The sequence below is a fragment of the Kluyvera sp. genome (assembly GCF_965301105.1).
This window is the reverse complement of record NZ_CBDKZX010000079.1, coordinates 1-17538: the sequence shown is the minus strand read 5'-3', so window position 1 is coordinate 17538 and position 17538 is coordinate 1. Positions and strand designations below refer to the sequence as shown.

Here is a 17538-nt window from a genome sequence, read left to right as displayed (position 1 = left end):
GCCGTTCGATGCGTTGCATTCTACTTATCTCACGCGGTGAGTCAACGGTATTTTTCGCAACTTTGTATCGTTTGCTGAAAATTACGCCGAAACGATCACTCTTGAAGCAAATCGCCGCGCGCGGCGTTGAGATATTGCAGCATAGACCACAGCGTCAGCACTGCTGCCACGAGGAATAACGCAATACCCGCCCACTCAACCCACATATTCGGACGCCACAGCATCCACACCAGCGCGGTCATCTGCGCGGTGGTTTTCACTTTACCAATCCACGAGACGGCAACGCTGCTGCGTTTGCCCAGCTCGGCCATCCACTCACGTAACGCGGAGATAATAATTTCGCGAGCGATCATCGTGGCGGCCGGTAAGGTCACCCACCAGGTGTGGTAGTGCTCCGCCACCAGCACCATGGCAATCGCCACCATCACTTTATCCGCAACAGGATCGAGGAAAGCGCCAAAGCGGGTGCTCTGGTTCCAGCGACGAGCGAGATAGCCATCAAACCAGTCGGTGACGGCGGCCACAAAGAAGATCAGCGCGCAGACAAACGGCGCCCAGACGAACGGAAGGTAGAACGCCAGCACAAAAAACGGAATCAGGATGACGCGGAACAACGTAAGCAATGTAGGGATATTATATTGCATGGCGTGGTAACTATCTGTTGTTAGTAAATATTAGCCCTATGTTGCTACAGAGCCCCTAATGTTTCAACGAGTAGAAGATCTTTTCTGCTAAGCCAAGCGAGATTCCCGGCACTTTAGCGATATCCTCAATGCTGGCCTGCTGTAAACCTTGCAGCCCGCCCATATATTTAAGCAGCATCTGACGTCGCTTCGGCCCAACGCCTTCAATGGTCTCCAGCGAGCTGGTGCTTTTCACTTTAGCGCGCTTTTTGCGGTGCCCGGAGATAGCGTGATCGTGCGATTCGTCGCGGATATGCTGGATCACATGCAGCGCCGGAGAGTCCGGTGGCAGACTAAATCCCTCACCTTCCGGCTCAAAGAACAGCGTTTCGAGGCCGGCTTTACGGTCACTGCCTTTCGCCACCCCGAGCAACAGCGGGTGATGCTTATCCCACGGTACGTTGAGTTCAGCAAAAACCGCTTTCGCCTGGCCCAACTGCCCTTTGCCACCATCGATAAGAATGACATCCGGAATTTTGCTTTCATCAATCGCTTTACCGTAGCGACGGCGCAGCACCTGATTCATCGCCGCATAGTCATCGCCCGGCGTAATGCCGGTAATGTTGTAGCGACGATACTCGGCACGCAGCGGGCCGTTAGCATCAAACACCACGCAAGAGGCCACGGTCTGCTCGCCCATAGTGTGGCTGATGTCGAAACATTCCATCCGCTTGATCGCCGGCAACTTCAGTTCGATAGCCAGCGCCTGAAGGCGCTGATGTACGGTAGACTGTTGAGAAAGTTTAGTCGACAGCGCAGTCACCGCGTTGGTGCGCGCCAGCTTTAAGTAGCGCGCGCGGTCACCGCGTGGTTTGGTCTGTACCTGAATACGTCGCCCGGCGAGTTCAGAGAGAGAGTCAGCGAGCAGCGTTTTATCTTTGAGCGAGAAGTCGAGCAGGATCTCGCCCGGTAGCGTGCGCATCTGGCTGCCCTGGAAATAGAACTGGCCAACGAAGGTTTCTACCACTTCGCCAAGTTCGGTATCGCTCGGCACCTTGGGGAAATAGCTGCGGCTACCGAGGACTTTGCCCTGGCGGATAAACAGCACGTGCACACAGGCCATTCCAGCCTCGAACGCCACGCCAATAACGTCCAGATCGTCCCCGTTATTCGAGACAAACTGTTTTTCCGTCACTCGCCGTACGGCCTGAATCTGATCGCGGATGCGCGCGGCTTCCTCAAATGCCAGCGCCTGGCTGGCTTTCTCCATGCGCGCAATCAGCTGCGTCAGCACCTGATCGTCCTTCCCCGCGAGGAACAGACGTACATAGTCCACCTGCTGCGCGTATTCTTCCTCACTGACCAGCCCCTTCACGCATGGCCCCAGACAGCGACCAATCTGGTATTGCAGGCAAGGACGCGAGCGGTTGCGATAAACGCTGTTTTCGCACTGGCGAACAGGGAAGATTTTTTGCAGCAAGGCCAGCGTTTCCCGCACCGCATAACCGTTGGGGAAAGGACCGAAGTACTCGCCTTTGGCATGCTTGGCGCCGCGATGCGTCGCCAGACGCGGATGGGCATCCGCGCTGAGGAAAATAAAGGGATACGATTTGTCGTCACGCAGCAGCACGTTGTAGCGCGGCTGATAGAGCTTAATATAGTTATGCTCCAGCAGCAGCGCTTCCGTTTCGGTGTGGGTGACGGTGACATCAATCTGGGCGATTTGCGCCACCAGCGCTTCCGTTTTGCGAGAAGACACCTGAGCGCGAAAATAGCTGGCAAGGCGCTTTTTGAGATCTTTGGCTTTGCCAACATAAATAACCGTGCCGCCGGCATCATACATACGATAAACGCCGGGCTGGCTGGTTACGGTTTTCAGAAAGGCTTTTGAATCAAAAACATCACTCACTGACTTGCTAACGACTCCGCATTGCACAGGCCATGGCGAATTGCCAGGTGAGTCAGCTCAACATCACCGTGTATGTTCAGCTTGCTAAACATACGGTAGCGGTAACTGTTCACCGTCTTGGGACTCAGATTCAACTGCTCTGAAATCTCATTCACCTTCTGACCTTTAGTGATCATCAGCATAATCTGCAATTCACGTTCAGACAAACTGGAGAATGGCGATTCCGTCTTTTCCGGCTCAATCTGGCTTAACGCCATTTGCTGAGCAATGTCTGACGCGATATAGCGCTGACCGGAGAACACCGAGCGAATAGCGTTAACCACCTCTTGCGGCGCGGCGCCTTTGCTCAGATACCCTGCTGCACCAGCCTGCATAACTTTCGCCGGCAGTGGGTTTTCCGTGTGTACGGTTAGCATGATAACTTTGGTATCCACCGCTGAACGCGCAATTTTACGCGTTGCTTCAAGGCCACCGATGCCAGGCATATTCATGTCCATCAATACAACATCGACAGGATTGGCACGGCACCACTTAACCGCATCTTCCCCGCAGTTGGCTTCGCCGGTGACTCTAATACCTTTTATATCTTCGAGAATGCGTCGTATCCCTGCGCGCACCAGTTCGTGGTCATCAACAAGAAGGACGTTGATCAAAGGAATAATCTCCAGAATAGGGATAACGCTACTACTGCTTAATTCCCCCATACTACCGGGTTTTATATCATCTGTGAAAGTCTAAAAATGCCAGGGCTCCGATTTTGATCTCGTTTTTGGCAATAATCATGTACAGAGACTGGAAAACGCTAAAAAACAGTAAGATGCCGATGGCAGATATCAGTATGCTTACAGGGATTAACGGCGTAAACAGGCGCTTTGTCGTATATTTGATAAATAGCCCTTATAATATGTAACAACAATTAACGATGACAAAACCGTATTTAAACAATTTGCGCCTAACCTGCTGTCTACGCAGACGAAATAATAATTAATATCAGATCTGAGCAGCGCACAAAAAACAGGCACTCCTTTTTTTCTCCCGGCTTGTGGTATACTGCGCCGCTTTCATAATCCGCATCGCGCATAATGCGCAGAAATTGTACGAGGCAATAAATGAGCACACCTGATTTTTCCACTGCAGAAAATAATCAAAATCTGGCCCAGGAAGTTTCCTGCCTGAAGTCTCTTCTGACCCTGATGCTGCAGGCGATGGGCCAGGCTGATGCTGGCCGCGTGATTATTAAAATGGAAAAGCAAATTGCGCAGTTAGAAGATGAAGCTCAGGCTGCCGTATTTTCCAGCACCGTTAAGCAAATTAAACAAGCTTACCGCCAGTAATAAAAAACCGGCTGTCAGCATCGCTGCTGACAGCCGGTTTGCCGTCTGGCACGCAGAACGCGAATACAGGTCAGATCAATCCAATCGCCGCTGCATAGCAGGCAATCTGCGTTTTATTCGGCGCATTAAATTTTTTCTGCATGTTCTTTTGATGGAAATTCACCGTATTCTCGGAAATCGACAAAATCATCGAGATCTCCGCAGATGTTTTCCCTTCCGCCGTCCATTTCAGAATTTCTAATTCCCGTTTGCTGAATTTCATCTCCCGCGGCATCACCATTTCATCTTCTACGCGTAATAGCGCCAGCAGACTCATTTCCAGCAGAATTTGTAAACGCAAAGCGATTTCATCCTGGTCCTGAATAGATCCCGGCGTACGGGTACGCGACACCGACAGGAAACCGTGCGCATGGTTAGGCAACATCAGGCATTGTGTGGCGCCGGTTTGCAGACCATGTGCGCGCGCGGCTTGCCACAACTCCTGCGCGTCGCTGAACAACTCATCGTCCCAGGGTAAGTGGCCCAACGAGAAATTATCAGGTTTTAGCACCGGATCGATAGCCATATAGTTCGCAGACTTATAATGCGACATCCAGGCATCAGGATAGGTGGTATACACAGAAATACGCGGCCGGGTAAACGGCACCGGATGCCGGACGCACAGGGCGAAGAAATCGTATTCCAGATATTCTGTTTGCGCTTGAAGTAGCGCGTATATCTGTTCACTTGCCGAAGCCGCCTGGAAAAGATGCAGCATTTCCCGCCGCCAACTGAAAAAATCATCGTCTCTCATAACGAACGAGAAACCCCCTGATCAATAATCATTTTTATGAATACAGAAACCTAACACATAAATCTTATTTATATGTATAAAATATCACGCCTGCCTGAAATAATCTTAATTTGCCTCATTTCTGTAACTTAGCGCACGATATTCCGGCTTTCCGGCGCTTTATGGACCTTTCAGACGGAATAATATTTACCTATTGATTGGGCATGCTTAAGTAAAATTTTTCATTAAAAAGGCGATGGTACAGGGGCGTCATTATTTGCTATGCGAATTAAGTCCCGTAGAAGGCACGCCAGCGTGTATTGCTGGCGTACCTCAAAGCGACTACTGCATCAGGAATTTTTCGAGGAACTGGCGGGTACGGGCCTGCTGTGGGTTGGCAAACAGCGCTTTGGCTTCGCCCTGCTCCACAATCCGCCCCTGGTCCATAAAGATGGCACGGTCAGCGACATCACGAGCAAAGCTCATTTCATGAGTCACGATGACCATCGTACGCTTCTCCTGCGCCAGCGCGCGGATGGTGTTCAGCACCTCCCCCACCAGCTCGGGATCCAGTGCCGACGTCGGTTCATCAAACAGGATCACATTCGGGCGCATCGCCAACGCTCGGGCAATCGCCACACGCTGCTGCTGGCCGCCGGAAAGACGGCGCGGATAGCTCTCTTCTTTACCTGAAAGCCCCACCTTGCCCAATAGCTCGCGAGCCCGAGCAACCGCCCCGGCTTTATCCTCGCCCTTCACGATCACCGGCCCTTCAATAATATTCTCCAGCACCGTACGGTGCGGGAACAGATTGAAGCTCTGGAACACGAAGCCGACGTGCTGGCGCAGACGGCGAATCAGCCCTTTCTGCTGGCCGATGGGGCGTGCGGTATCAATGGTGATATCGCCGACGCGTATGGTGCCGCTCTCCGGCTGTTCCAGCAGATTAATACTGCGCAGCAGCGTGGTTTTGCCGGAACCGCTTGGCCCGATAATCGCCACCACTTCGCCCTCTTTCACCTCAAGATCAATACCGTGCAGCACGGTCTGTCCGTGGAATTTTTTAACCAGGTTTTTGACTTCAATTGCACTCATTTCGGGTCTCGCTCCTGGCGGTTAAGCTGATTTTCAAAATAGTTTTGCAGCACCGACAGCACGGTCGCCATCACCCAGTAAATCAGGGATGCAGCCAGATACATGGTGAATACTTCCAGCGTACGCGAGGTGATCAGCTGCGCCTGACGGAACAGTTCTGGCACCTGAATCGTCGCCGCCAGCGAGGTATCCTTCACCAGGCTGATAAAACTGTTCGATAACGGCGGTAGCGCCACGCGCGCCGCCTGCGGCAGAATCGCCCGGCGCATCGTCTGCCACGGGGTCATACCGATACTCGCCGCCGCTTCCCACTGGCCTTTATCGATCGACGAAATCGCCGCACGCAGCGTTTCGGCAGCATAGGCTGCGGTATTCAGCGACAAGCCGATCATCGCCGACGGAATCGGATCCAGTTCGATGCCAAACTGCGGCAGACCGTAGTAGATCATAAATAGCTGGGCAATCAGCGGCGTGCCGCGAAAAATAGAGATATAGCAACGTGCCAGCCAGCGCACCGGCGCAATGGGCGACAGGCGCATCAATGCGAGAATAAAGCCCAGAACCAGCCCAAAGAACATCCCGCCAATACTGAGCTGGAGGGTAAAGACCGCGCCTTTGAGCAGATACGGCGCGGAGTCGATCACTAATTGAATACTTTCTTGCATGAGCGCGTTCTATTTAAATGTGAGGATGATAGGCGAACAGCGCAGGCGCACCGCCGGTATGGATGAACAGAATGGGCCCTTCATCTTTGAAGCGTTTCTGGCTGATGCCGTCGATGAGCCCAGCCATCGCTTTGCCGGTATAGACCGGGTCGAGCAGGATGCCTTCCAGACGCGCGAGCAGTTTCACCGCTTCCATGCCGTCGTCGTTCGGAATACCGTAGGCAGGGGCGAAATAGTCGTCCCACAGCGTGATTCCGGCAGTAGCCGTCAGTTCAAGGCTGCGCGCAATCTCCTGCTGAAGCGTGACCACTTTCGGCAGTTGATCGGCCACCTTGCGGGAAACGGTGACGCCAATCAGCTCGGCCTCCGGCATCACCTGTTCTAGCCCCACGGCCAGACCGGCATGCGTTCCTGCGCTGCCGGAAGCGACCACCACGGAGGAAATCGACACCGCACCTTCGCACTGCTGCGCAATTTCCAGCGCACTCTCCACGTAACCCAGGGCACCCAGCGCGTTTGAACCGCCAACCGGAATCACATAAGGACGAAAGCCCTGCGCTTCGAGACGCGTCGCCAGTTCAGCCAGCTGCGCGTTCGGGTCGGTTAATGCCTCGCACATCTCGACTTGGGTGTTAAACAGATCCAGCAGCAGACGGTTGCCGTTGCTGAGATAGTTTTCTGCCTTCGTCCCCATCGGGTTTTCCAGCAGCGCCACGCAGTGCAGCCCCAATTTTGCCGCCACCGCCGCCGTCTGGCGCACGTGGTTAGATTGAATCGCGCCAGCGGTCACCAGCGTGTCGGCCCCTTCGCGTAGCGCGTCGGCAGCGAGAAACTCCAGTTTACGCAGTTTGTTTCCGCCCATCGCCAGCGGCGTGACGTCATCGCGCTTGATAAAAATGTCGCGCCCGATGTAGTCGGAAAAGCGCGGCAGGTATTCCAACGGCGTCGGCGCGCCAATAAACTCAAGGCGCGGAAAACGGGTTAAATTTTGCAGTGACATAGCATCTCCTTAGTCTCGTTTTTATTATGCGCCGTAAATAAAAAAAGGCGCCCTTTCAGCGCCTTTTTTCCTTCAGAGCGATTACTGCGTAACGTCAGCTCCAAACCATTTTTCGGACAGCGCCTTCAGGCTACCGTCTTTCTTCATGGCGTCAATAGCGCTATCCACTGCTTTGAGCAGATCGTCGTTGCCTTTACGCAGCGCAACGCCTGATTCCTGACGGGAGAACGCATCACCGGCCACCGCCAGCGTATTGTTGGTTTTCTTCACCAGATCCAGTGCCGCCAGACGGTCAACCAGAATGGCGTTGATTCGGCCAACGCGCAGATCCTGATATTTGGTCGGGTCATCGTCGTAAGTCCGGATGTCCACGCCCTGCACGTTCTGACGCAGCCACTCTTCATAGTTGGTGCCCAGACCAACGCCGACTTTTTTACCTTTCAGGTCCGCCGCGGTTTTGATGGAGTCTTCACTGCCCTTCTTCACCAGCGCCTGAATACCGGAAATGGTGTAAGGGGTGGAGAAGTCATATTTTTTCTGACGTTCCGGCGAAATGGTGACCTGGTTAATCACCACGTCGATACGTTTGGAGTCCAGCGACGCCAGCATACCGTCCCATTTGGTCGGTTTCAGATCGGCCTTAACGCCAAGGTGTTTAGCCAGTTCATTCGCGAAATCGACTTCAAAACCGGTCAGCTTGCCGTCATCACCCTGGAAACTAAACGGAGGATAGGTCCCTTCCAGCCCAACGCGCAGCGTGCCGCGTTCTTTAACCTGGTTTAATAAATTTTCGGCAGCAAAGGCTTGCACGCTTGCTCCCGCAACCAGCGCAACGGCCATTACGCCCATCAGCGCCTGACGACCCAGAAACTTCAGTTTCATTATACCCCCGAAAAACATTATTTTTCCGTAGTGTAAACCGTTCATCATCAATGACAAACACCCATAAGATCCATGTTATTCCAATTTAATATATATCAGAGGTTTCACGGTCTGCGAAGTTTTGTGCGTTGTTCAGCGCCTGCTGGTGATGAAATCGCAGGTATTTACGTAGTGCAATACGATAATTGTTGGTGCTGGTATCCGGCAGCCACGCCTCCAGCTTGACGTCAGCCTGGCGCTCCAGCAACAGCGTGCGCGGCACCTGTTGCGCGGAAAAGTGGTTGCCCAGGCGACGCAAACGTACGACGTATTCACGTACGGTACCGGCGCTCATGTCGGTATGTTCGAGGAGGTATTGTTTGAAGCCGATGATATTGAAGAAGGCGCTCTGCTCTTTGCAGTGCAGATCGCCGCAGAAACGGCACAGCGCCGACCACGCATCGCGTTCCTGCTGCCAGGCCGCGTCGTCCATCAGGGTATCGAGACGGGATATCGCGATTTTATTGACTATCTCCCCCTGCCGGACCAGCGTGATGCGGTCGAGCAGTTTATGACAGTGCGCGCAGTGTGTTTGGCTGTGTTTGAAGTCTTTCAAATAGCGGCTTAACGGCCGTCTTTTTACCTGCATCATCATGATAACTCCGGGTTTTCATTGATTAATGCGGCATTCTTTGGTTGAACGTAACGTTATACCAACCTACAGCTTACCCAGCTTGATGCGCAGACGCTTGATCGCCTGACTGTGCAACTGGCTGACGCGGGATTCCCCGACTTCCAGCACCGCGCCAATCTCTTTGAGATTGAGCTCTTCCTGGTAATAGAGGGTTAACACCAACTTTTCACGTTCCGGTAAGGCTTCAATCGCCTCCATCACGCGCTGGCGAAGATCGCCTTCCAACAGTTGATGCAGAGGATTTTCGTGCTGATTCTCTTCCGTCACCAGTTCAATGCTGTCGCCATACTCTTCTCGCCACTCGTCGTAGGAAAAAAGCTGGCTGTTATTGGTATCTAACAGCACCTGACGGTATTCCTCAACCGCAATCCCCAATCGCTGCGCGACTTCGGTTTCCGTCGCGTTTCGTCCCAGCTCTTGCTCCAGTTGACCCAGCGTTTGCGCAACTTCACGCGCGTTCCGCCGGACGCTACGCGGCACCCAGTCACGGCTGCGTAATTCGTCCAGCATCGCCCCACGGATGCGTTGCACTGCGTAAGTGGTAAATGCCGTACCTTGCAGAGCGTCATAGCGTTCAACAGCATTCAATAAGCCGATACCGCCCGCCTGGAGCAGATCGTCCAGTTCCACGCTCGCCGGCAAACGCACCTGGAGGCGCAGCGCTTCATGGCGCACCAACGGCACATAGCGTTGCCATAGCGAGTGTTTATCCATTACACCTTCAGCGGTATACATTGAATTCACGATAAACAGCCCTGCATTAATATGAGTTATCGGCACGATTATCCGTTTCTATAGCCGTTTTAATCGGTGGAACAGTGGGAGAAATGTGGGGTTATTTGCGCAGTAAAGTGAAATTTCAGTAACAAAAAAACCCCGCCGAGGCGGGGTTGAGTCAGGTTGAGAGCGATTAGCCCTGCAGCAGAGACAGAACCTGCTGCGGTACCTGGTTGGCTTTCGCCAGCACGGAGTTACCGGCCTGCTGGATGATCTGCGCTTTAGACATGTTGGACACTTCGGTCGCATAGTCGGCGTCCTGAATACGGGACTGCGCTTCAGACAGGTTGGTGGTGGTGTTGTTCAGGTTGGTTACCGCAGAATCCAGACGGTTCTGGATAGCACCCAGGGAAGAACGGAATTTGTCGATGGAGCTGATAGCAGCGTCCAGGGCAGCCAGAGGATCTTTGGTTGCAGTGCCTGCAGCAGTAGCTTCAGTAGTAACTTTACCTGAAGCTGTAACGAACACATCAGAACCTACAGCTTTTGCATATGGGTTAGAACTGCTGTTATCTACAGTCACACCATCTGCTAACAAGTTAGCATTAACTGTTACAGCACCAGTATCGCGGTCAACTTTATATTGAGTAGTAAAGCTTGCAACGCTCGTCAGATTTCCTGATGCATCTTTATAAGTACCAGCTGCTTTACCAACCTTAGCACCATCGAAATCGATGCTACCAGCCATAACACCAGAGGTATAATTAACTTTAGCATCAATAACTGTACCGTTCGCGGGAGTACCAGTTGAATCGGCACCAGCAGCCATTGCCATTACTTCATCTTTAGATATAGTAGCGGTGTAAGTCATCTGACCAGCATTTGCGCCACTAGTATTAAAGTTGTAAGTCGTACCATTCAGGCTCAGAGAGGATGTGATTGGAGTACCAGCTTTAGAGTTATCAGCCGCTGCTTGCATCAAATCATCGAACTTAACTCCGGCCGCCGCACCAGCAGCGTTGTTTGTCGTCAGGTTTCCTGCGCTGTCGAGATAAGCGGTTTTACCACCGATAGTTACATTACCATTAGTGTCCACATCAAAATCGACGCTATCGGTTGAACCATTTGTAGCGGTATATACACCTGACACAGTCCCCGTTGACGGCACCAGACCACCAGCGAATGCTTTAACACCTGTATTGGCTACGGCTGCATCATAGGTGAAGTTCCCTTTTGCAGCATCATAGGTATATGTCGTTGTTGTGTTAGTTGCCCCTTTGACAGTAACATCAACCGTATCGCCAGTTTGCAGCTTAGCGAAAGCATCATTAGCAGTAACTGCATCATTCAAAGTCTTCAGATTATAAAGGCCAGAACCAGGAGCTGTTTCAGTAGCGCCTGCAGCCGTCAGATTACTAACGGTTGCAGCTTTATTATTTACAGTACCGGACCCATTCACATTAAAACCGTTCAACCCCAGAGTATCAGAGTCAATTTTCTTCAGGTCGATAGAGATAGTCTGACCATCGTTCGCGCCAACCTGAATTTTCAGAGAACCATCTTTAGACAGCACGTTCACGCCGTTGAACTGGGTCTGACCGGATACGCGGTCAATTTCAGACAGACGGGATTTGATTTCGTCCTGGATAGAAGCCAGGTCAGAATCGGAGTTAGTACCGGTAGTGGCCTGAACGGTCAGTTCACGCACACGCTGTAAGTTGTTGTTGATTTCAGACAGCGCGCCTTCAGTGGTCTGCGCCAGAGAGATACCGTCGTTGGCGTTACGCGCAGCCTGAGTCAGACCTTTGATGTTGGAGGTGAAACGGTTAGCAATCGCCTGACCCGCAGCATCGTCCTTCGCGCTGTTAATACGCAGACCAGACGACAGACGCTCAATAGAAGTCGACAGAGCAGACTGGTTCTTGTTGATATTGTTCTGAGTGATCAGCGAGAGGCTGTTGGTATTAATGACTTGTGCCATGATTCGTTATCCTATATTGCAAGTCGTTGATTACGTAATGGGTTTCCACCCGTCGGCTCAATCGCCGTCAAACTTGTTATCGTCTGCCGTTAAACAACCTTTAGAATTTTTTTTCGCAATCACGCTTTTTTTTAGCCGTCGAATTACTCTTTTCTCTTGCCCTTATTCCCGCCATTAAAAATTTAGAATTAAGCGTAAACTTTGTGACATTCAGGCCGATAACCCCGGTATTCGTTCTACGTGTCGACAGATAAAAGGAAATCACATGGCAAGTATTTCATCGCTGGGAGTCGGGTCGGGCCTGGATTTAAGCAGCATTCTTGATAGCCTCACCGCCGCCCAGAAGGCGACGCTGACGCCTATCTCTAAACAGCAGACGTCTTATACCGCAAAGCTGAGCGCCTACGGGACGCTGAAAAGCGCGCTGACCACGTTCCAGACCGCTAACACCGCGTTGTCGAAGGCTGACCTGTTTTCCGCCACCACCACCACCAGCAGCAGCACCGCATTTAGCGCCACTACGGCAGGGAATGCGATTGCCGGGAAATACACCATCAGCATCAGCCATCTGGCGCAGGCGCAAACGCTGACCACCAGCACCACCAAAAGCGATACCAAAACCGCAATCGCCACCAGCGACAGCACGCTGACCATTCAGCAAGGCGGCGGCAAAGATCCGATCACCATCGATATCAGCGCGGCCAACTCCTCGCTGAGCGGTATTCGCGATGCCATCAACAACGCGAAAGCAGGCGTCAGCGCCAGTATCATCAACGTTGGTAACGGCGAATATCGTCTGTCGGTGACCGCAAATGACACCGGAAGCGATAACGCCATGACGTTGACCGTCAAAGGCGACGATGCGCTGCAAAGCTTTATGGGTTATGACGCCAATGCCAGCAGCAACGGGATGGATGTCTCGGTTATTGCGCAGAACGCCCAGTTGACCGTCAACAACGTCGCCATTGAGAACAGCAGCAACACCATCAGCGACGCGCTGGAAAACATCACCCTGAACCTGAACGATGTCACCACCGGCAACCAGACGCTGACCATCACTCAGGACACCACCAAGGCGCAAAAGGCCATCAGCGACTGGGTCACCGCCTATAACTCGCTGCTGGACACCTTTAGCAGCCTGACAAAATACACCGCCGTAGATCCGGGTTCCGATAGCCAGAGCGCAAACAACGGCGCCCTGCTCGGCGACTCGACGCTGCGCACGATTCAGACTCAGCTCAAAAGCATGCTGAGCAACAGCGCCAGCTCCTCACAGTTCAAAACGCTGGCGCAGATCGGTATTTCTACCGATCCGAGCACCGGCCAGCTTGAACTGGATGCCGACAAACTCACCGCCGCGCTGAAAAAAGACGCTACCGGCGTCGGTACTTTGATCGTCGGTGACGGCAAAAAAACCGGTATCACCACCACCATCGGCACCAACCTGACCAGCTGGCTTTCCACCACCGGCATCATCAAGGCCGCCACCGATGGCGTCAGCAAAACGCTGAACAAATTAACCAAAGACTACAACGCCGCCAGCGATCGTATCGATGCGCAGGTTGCGCGCTACAAAGAACAGTTTACCCAGCTGGATGTGTTAATGACCTCGCTGAACAGTACCAGCAGCTACTTGACGCAGCAGTTTGAATCGACCAGCAATTCCAAGTAATCACTTTTGATCGGGAGAGACATCATGTACGGGGCAAAAGGTACGCAGGCCTACGCACAGATTGGAGTGGAAAGCGCCGTCATGAGCGCCAGTCAACAGCAGCTTGTCACCATGCTGTTTGACGGCGCGCTCAGCGCGCTGATCCGCGCCCGCCTGTTTATGCAGGACGGCAACCAGCAAGGGAAAGGTCTTTCCCTGTCGAAAGCCATCAACATTATCGAAAACGGGCTGAAAATTGGCCTGGATGAGGACAGCCGCGACGAGCTGACGCAGAACCTGCTGTCGCTGTATGCCTATATGGTCAGACGCCTTCTGCAAGCCAACCTGCACAATGATGTGAGCGCCATTGAGGAAGTTGAGGCGTTAATGCGCAACATCGCTGATGCCTGGAAGGAATCTCTTCTTACGCCTAACTTGATTCAGGACGCCGTCTAATGAGCCATGCACCGCACCTTTATCTGTCGTACCAAAAGCTGGTTGAAAAAAGCAATCTGATGCTACGGCTTGCCACGGAGGGACTGTGGGACGAATTAATCGCCAGCGAAATGGAGTACGTCAATGCGGTGCAAAAGATTGCTCAACTGACGCGAGAGAGCCAGCCAACGGAACCGCTTCAGGAACAGCTTCGCCCGATGCTGCGTAAAGTGCTTGATAACGAAAATACCGTAAAGCGCCTGTTGCAGGCCCGTATGGACGAACTGGCGAAACTGGTGGGACAATCGTCAATCCAGAAAACGGTGATGACGACCTACGGTAATCAGGGCGGTCACGTACTGGTTCCGCAGGATAATGTAGACCTGAATCACTGATAAATAGCGCTCCGGCATCAACCATGCCGGAGCGACCAAATCTTACGGCAATACCGACGGCAGCGGCGCTTTAGTCAATGCGTTGGCGCATTCTACCGTGGGCCGCTCAACCCGCTGCAATGTCATGCCATCGTATTTCAGCGAATTGCCATCGCGCTCCACCGCATAAACATCCAGCTTGTTGGTCACGTTGTAGACATCGCTATCGCGCAGAGTGAGTTTACCCGGCAGCGCAATCACCCGTTGCCACTGGCGGCAGTCCAGCGTGTCGCCGTCGCGAGTGACAATCAGGCTGGCTATCGCCTCCGGGCTGACCAGCGCGCGCTGCGGCCCCATGGTCTGCCAGTAGCCCGCCAGCCCCGCCGGAGCAGGTGATTTCACCACGGTTGAGTAGTCTTCGATCTGCGCACAGCCCGCCAGCGTCATCAGCGCTGCCACAATGGCTAATTTTTTCATTATTCATCCTGTTCCGGGAGAAAAAAACAGAAACATTATAGCGTTAAACCTGCGGGGGTTTCACGGAAAAGACGGTGCGTAGAGGGTAATCCGGACGAACGGAGGCAGGACTCTCCCAACATTGAACTCCATTGAGAGAGTGACAGAAGCTAGACTTGCATCCCCATCACTTCCTGATAGGCGCTCACCAGTTTATTACGCACCTGAATCCCCATCTGCAATGAAACAGATGCTTTTTGCAGATCGGTCATCACATCGTTCAACGCGATGCCTGGCTCTCCCAGTGAAAACTTCTCCGCCTGCGCTTTGGCGCTATTTTGCGTATCGCTGATGCGGTCGAGCGCCGCGTGCAGCTGCCCGGCAAAGCTGATGGTTGGCTGTGTATCCACGCTTTGACTGCGCGCCATTGATGCCGTTGCCTGCATCTGCGACAGCACGCCCTCAATACCCTGAATCGCCATGTTGACTCCCAGATTGTGTTAAACCTGGGAACGAGCTTACCAGTTTGTCAATAAGATAAAGGCGCTAAATAGCGCTATAAAAACGGGTTATTTGGCCCATCAAATTTCCCGAAGCATCAAATAATGGCATAGCTGTCTTTATGTGTTTTGCGCCAGGGAGTCTGCTTTGTTTTCGTTTACGTTTAACGCCATTGATCAGGATCGACGAGGTGCGCAATGAGCGCGAGTGCTACGGCTACGCCACAAAATAAAACTGTAGAATGGGTCAATCGCCTGCGCGCTAATCCAAAAATTCCACTGATGGTGGCCGGTGCCGCCGCGGTGGCTATTCTCGTGGCAATGGTACTGTGGGCCAAATCCCCGGACTATCGCACGCTGTTCAGTAACCTGTCCGATCAGGACGGGGGGGCCATCGTGACCCAACTGACCCAGATGAACGTCCCCTATCGTTTCGCCGATAACGGCGGGGCGCTGGAAGTGCCCGCTGACAAAGTGCATGAACTGCGCCTGCGTTTGGCCCAACTCGGCCTGCCGAAAGGCGGCGCGGTAGGTTTTGAACTGCTCGATCAGGAAAAATTCGGCATCAGCCAGTTCAGCGAGCAGGTGAACTACCAGCGCGCGCTGGAAGGTGAACTGTCACGTACCATCGAAACCCTCGGTCCGGTCAAAAGCGCCCGCGTGCACTTAGCGATGCCAAAACCTTCGCTGTTCGTACGCGAGCAGAAATCCCCTTCTGCCTCCATTACCGTCAACCTCGAACCGGGCCGCGCGCTTGATGAAGGGCAAATCTCCGCGGTGGTCCATCTGGTCTCCAGCGCCGTAGCGGGTTTACCGCCGGGCAACGTCACCGTGGTCGATCAGGGCGGCCATCTGCTGACCCAGTCCAATACCAGCGCTCGTGACCTGAATGACGCGCAGCTGAAATACACCGCCGACGTTGAAGGCCGCGTTCAGCGCCGTATTGAAGCGATTCTTGGGCCGATCGTCGGTAACGGTAATGTGCATGCGCAGGTCACCGCGCAGGTAAACTTCGATAATAAAGAGCAAACCGACGAACAGTATCGCCCGAACGGCGATCCTAACCAGGCCGCCATTCGTTCGCGTCAGGTGAGCGAAAACGACCAAGTCGGTAGCCCGTATCCGGGCGGCGTTCCTGGCGCGCTGTCAAACACCCCGGCACCGGCGCCGTCGGCGCCGATTGCCAATCCGCCGGCGAATCAGGGCAACGCGCAGAATGCCAATACCCGCACAGCCGCCACCACCGGTCCACGCAATACCCAGCGTAGCGAAACCAGCAACTTCGAACTCGATCGCACCATTTCGCACACCAAAAAGAACGTTGGCGATGTTCAGCGTCTGTCGGTCGCCGTGGTGGTCAACTATCGCAATCTGCCAGACGGTAAGCCGCTGCCGCTGACCAGCGATCAGATGAAACAGATTGAAGATTTAACCCGCGAGGCGATGGGCTTCTCCAGCCAGCGCGGCGATACCCTGAACGTGGTCAACTCGCCGTTTAACAGCAGCGATGACAGCGGTGGTGAACTGCCGTTCTGGAAGCAGCAGTCGTTTATCGATCAGCTGATGTCCGCCGGTCGCTGGCTGCTGGTGCTGATTGTTGCCTGGCTGCTGTGGCGTAAAGCGATTAAACCGCAGCTTGTGCGCCGTGAACAGGCCGCCCTGGCCGAGGTGGAAAAAGCCAAAGCGCAGCAGGAAATTCAGGAAGCCGTTGAGGTTCGCCTCAGTAAAGATGAACAGACCCAGCAACGCCGTGCCAACCAGCGCCTGAGCGCCGAGGTGATGAGCCAGCGTATTCGCGAAATGTCTGATAACGATCCGCGCGTCGTGGCGCTGGTCATTCGCCAATGGATGAATAACGACCATGAGTAATCTTACCGGAATCGACAAAAGCGTCATTTTGCTGATGACGATTGGCGAAGATCGCGCCGCTGAGGTGTTTAAGCACCTCAGCACCCGCGAAGTACAGCAGCTCAGTACCGCCATGGCGGGCATCAAACAGATCTCGAATAAACAGCTGACCGACGTGTTGGCCGAGTTTGAGCAAGAGGCCGAGCAGTTCGCGGCGCTGAGCGTTAACGCCAATGAATATCTGCGCTCGGTGCTGGTTAAAGCTCTGGGCGAAGAGCGCGCCTCCAGCCTGCTGGAGGATATTCTCGAAACCCGCGAAACCACCAGCGGGATCGAGACGCTCAACTTTATGGAACCGCAGAGCGCCGCCGATATTATTCGCGACGAGCATCCGCAGATCATCGCCACCATTCTGGTCCACCTCAAGCGTGGTCAGGCGGCCGATATTCTGGCGCTGTTCGATGAACGTCTGCGACACGACGTCATGCTGCGTATCGCCACCTTCGGCGGCGTGCAGCCGGCCGCGCTGGCGGAACTGACAGAGGTGTTGAACGGTCTGCTCGACGGCCAGAACCTCAAGCGCAGCAAAATGGGCGGCGTGAGAACGGCGGCAGAAATTATCA

General features: G+C 53.5%; 19 protein-coding genes. 6 read left to right on the top strand and 13 right to left on the bottom strand.

The window, feature by feature from the left end; translation table 11 throughout:
* Positions 1-95: 95 nt before the first annotated feature.
* The 3 genes from pgsA to uvrY are packed head-to-tail and all read right to left on the bottom strand — an operon-like array spanning position 96 to position 3185.
* A complete protein-coding gene (gene pgsA / locus ACW14G_RS19020) occupies positions 96-644 on the bottom strand; it encodes a CDP-diacylglycerol--glycerol-3-phosphate 3-phosphatidyltransferase (RefSeq protein WP_064544567.1) in 549 nt (182 codons plus the stop codon).
* Between the two features lie 55 nt (positions 645-699).
* Positions 700-2532 carry an excinuclease ABC subunit UvrC gene (uvrC, locus tag ACW14G_RS19015; protein WP_271459018.1) on the bottom strand — a complete coding sequence of 611 codons (1833 nt, stop codon included), beginning with the start codon at positions 2530-2532 and terminating at the stop codon, positions 700-702.
* Positions 2529-3185: a UvrY/SirA/GacA family response regulator transcription factor gene (gene uvrY, locus ACW14G_RS19010; protein ID WP_064544562.1), complete on the bottom strand. Its 657-nt coding sequence runs from the start codon at positions 3183-3185 to the stop codon at positions 2529-2531. Before uvrY ends, uvrC begins: the two co-directional genes overlap by 4 nt.
* 456 nt (positions 3186-3641) lie before the next feature.
* Between uvrY and ACW14G_RS19005 the strand changes: the two genes are divergently transcribed.
* A complete protein-coding gene (locus ACW14G_RS19005; protein WP_064544561.1) occupies positions 3642-3866 on the top strand; it encodes a DUF2594 family protein in 225 nt (74 codons plus the stop codon).
* 70 nt (positions 3867-3936) lie between these two features.
* On the opposite strand, the gene sdiA is transcribed toward ACW14G_RS19005, so the two are convergent.
* From sdiA to ACW14G_RS18965, 8 genes are all read right to left on the bottom strand, one after another.
* Entirely contained in the window at positions 3937-4659 is a 723-nt protein-coding gene (gene sdiA / locus ACW14G_RS19000) for a transcriptional regulator SdiA (protein ID WP_249023083.1), read from the bottom strand.
* Positions 4660-4980: 321 nt separating this feature from the next.
* Positions 4981-5733, bottom strand: a complete 753-nt coding sequence (gene tcyN, locus ACW14G_RS18995) for an L-cystine ABC transporter ATP-binding protein TcyN (RefSeq protein ID WP_455648726.1) — start codon at positions 5731-5733, stop codon at positions 4981-4983.
* Positions 5730-6398, bottom strand: a complete 669-nt coding sequence (gene tcyL, locus ACW14G_RS18990; protein WP_064544553.1) for a cystine ABC transporter permease — start codon at positions 6396-6398, stop codon at positions 5730-5732. Before tcyL ends, tcyN begins: the two co-directional genes overlap by 4 nt.
* A gap of 13 nt (positions 6399-6411) precedes the next feature.
* Entirely contained in the window at positions 6412-7398 is a 987-nt protein-coding gene (gene dcyD, locus ACW14G_RS18985; RefSeq protein WP_249023082.1) for a D-cysteine desulfhydrase, read from the bottom strand.
* Between the two features lie 81 nt (positions 7399-7479).
* Positions 7480-8280, bottom strand: a complete 801-nt coding sequence (gene tcyJ, locus ACW14G_RS18980) for a cystine ABC transporter substrate-binding protein (RefSeq protein ID WP_163449006.1) — start codon at positions 8278-8280, stop codon at positions 7480-7482.
* An 85-nt stretch (positions 8281-8365) separates the two neighbouring features.
* Entirely contained in the window at positions 8366-8917 is a 552-nt protein-coding gene (gene fliZ / locus ACW14G_RS18975) for a flagella biosynthesis regulatory protein FliZ (RefSeq protein ID WP_223804202.1), read from the bottom strand.
* Between the two features lie 60 nt (positions 8918-8977).
* Entirely contained in the window at positions 8978-9697 is a 720-nt protein-coding gene (locus ACW14G_RS18970) for an RNA polymerase sigma factor FliA (protein WP_064544586.1), read from the bottom strand.
* A 166-nt stretch (positions 9698-9863) separates the two neighbouring features.
* Positions 9864-11651 carry a FliC/FljB family flagellin gene (locus ACW14G_RS18965; RefSeq protein WP_223802845.1) on the bottom strand — a complete coding sequence of 596 codons (1788 nt, stop codon included), beginning with the start codon at positions 11649-11651 and terminating at the stop codon, positions 9864-9866.
* A gap of 265 nt (positions 11652-11916) precedes the next feature.
* On the opposite strand from ACW14G_RS18965, the gene fliD reads away from it, so the two are divergent.
* From fliD to fliT, 3 genes are read left to right on the top strand one after another with little or no spacing between them, the layout of a single operon-like run.
* Positions 11917-13323: a flagellar filament capping protein FliD gene (fliD, locus tag ACW14G_RS18960; protein ID WP_249023081.1), complete on the top strand. Its 1407-nt coding sequence runs from the start codon at positions 11917-11919 to the stop codon at positions 13321-13323.
* A gap of 24 nt (positions 13324-13347) precedes the next feature.
* Entirely contained in the window at positions 13348-13758 is a 411-nt protein-coding gene (gene fliS, locus ACW14G_RS18955) for a flagellar export chaperone FliS (RefSeq protein WP_064544546.1), read from the top strand.
* Positions 13758-14132: a flagella biosynthesis regulatory protein FliT gene (gene fliT, locus ACW14G_RS18950; protein WP_163449009.1), complete on the top strand. Its 375-nt coding sequence runs from the start codon at positions 13758-13760 to the stop codon at positions 14130-14132. The genes fliS and fliT overlap by 1 nt, the downstream gene beginning before the upstream one ends.
* Positions 14133-14174: 42 nt before the next feature.
* Here fliT and yedD read toward each other — a convergent pair whose 3' ends face one another.
* Positions 14175-14588 carry a lipoprotein YedD gene (gene yedD / locus ACW14G_RS18945; protein ID WP_163449010.1) on the bottom strand — a complete coding sequence of 138 codons (414 nt, stop codon included), beginning with the start codon at positions 14586-14588 and terminating at the stop codon, positions 14175-14177.
* A gap of 149 nt (positions 14589-14737) precedes the next feature.
* On the bottom strand, positions 14738-15049 hold the full coding sequence (fliE, locus tag ACW14G_RS18940; protein WP_163448962.1) for a flagellar hook-basal body complex protein FliE: 312 nt from the start codon (positions 15047-15049) through the stop codon (positions 14738-14740).
* A gap of 216 nt (positions 15050-15265) precedes the next feature.
* Here fliE and fliF point away from each other — a divergent pair, with 216 nt between their 5' ends.
* Both fliF and fliG read left to right on the top strand, forming a co-directional pair.
* Positions 15266-16936, top strand: a complete 1671-nt coding sequence (gene fliF, locus ACW14G_RS18935) for a flagellar basal-body MS-ring/collar protein FliF (protein ID WP_249023080.1) — start codon at positions 15266-15268, stop codon at positions 16934-16936.
* Positions 16929-17538, top strand: a 610-nt coding sequence (gene fliG, locus ACW14G_RS18930; protein WP_455648725.1) for a flagellar motor switch protein FliG, incomplete at its 3' end; no start/stop codon positions are given. The genes fliF and fliG, both read left to right, overlap by 8 nt.

Excerpts from the sequence above, each read along its gene's own strand:
- tcyJ (WP_163449006.1), bottom strand. The coding sequence starts at position 8,280 with ATGAAACTGAAGTTTCTGGGTCGTCAGGCGCTGATGGGCGTAATGGCC.
- ACW14G_RS18965 (WP_223802845.1), bottom strand. The coding sequence starts at position 11,651 with ATGGCACAAGTCATTAATACCAACAGCCTCTCGCTGATCACTCAGAAC.
- pgsA (WP_064544567.1), bottom strand. The coding sequence starts at position 644 with ATGCAATATAATATCCCTACATTGCTTACGTTGTTCCGCGTCATCCTG.
- tcyN (WP_455648726.1), bottom strand. The coding sequence starts at position 5,733 with ATGAGTGCAATTGAAGTCAAAAACCTGGTTAAAAAATTCCACGGACAG.
- tcyL (WP_064544553.1), bottom strand. The coding sequence starts at position 6,398 with ATGCAAGAAAGTATTCAATTAGTGATCGACTCCGCGCCGTATCTGCTC.
- sdiA (WP_249023083.1), bottom strand. The coding sequence starts at position 4,659 with ATGAGAGACGATGATTTTTTCAGTTGGCGGCGGGAAATGCTGCATCTT.
- fliS (WP_064544546.1), top strand. The coding sequence starts at position 13,348 with ATGTACGGGGCAAAAGGTACGCAGGCCTACGCACAGATTGGAGTGGAA.
- fliT (WP_163449009.1), top strand. The coding sequence starts at position 13,758 with ATGAGCCATGCACCGCACCTTTATCTGTCGTACCAAAAGCTGGTTGAA.
- ACW14G_RS19005 (WP_064544561.1), top strand. The coding sequence starts at position 3,642 with ATGAGCACACCTGATTTTTCCACTGCAGAAAATAATCAAAATCTGGCC.
- yedD (WP_163449010.1), bottom strand. The coding sequence starts at position 14,588 with ATGAAAAAATTAGCCATTGTGGCAGCGCTGATGACGCTGGCGGGCTGT.
- fliF (WP_249023080.1), top strand. The coding sequence starts at position 15,266 with ATGAGCGCGAGTGCTACGGCTACGCCACAAAATAAAACTGTAGAATGG.
- fliD (WP_249023081.1), top strand. The coding sequence starts at position 11,917 with ATGGCAAGTATTTCATCGCTGGGAGTCGGGTCGGGCCTGGATTTAAGC.
- dcyD (WP_249023082.1), bottom strand. The coding sequence starts at position 7,398 with ATGTCACTGCAAAATTTAACCCGTTTTCCGCGCCTTGAGTTTATTGGC.
- fliE (WP_163448962.1), bottom strand. The coding sequence starts at position 15,049 with ATGGCGATTCAGGGTATTGAGGGCGTGCTGTCGCAGATGCAGGCAACG.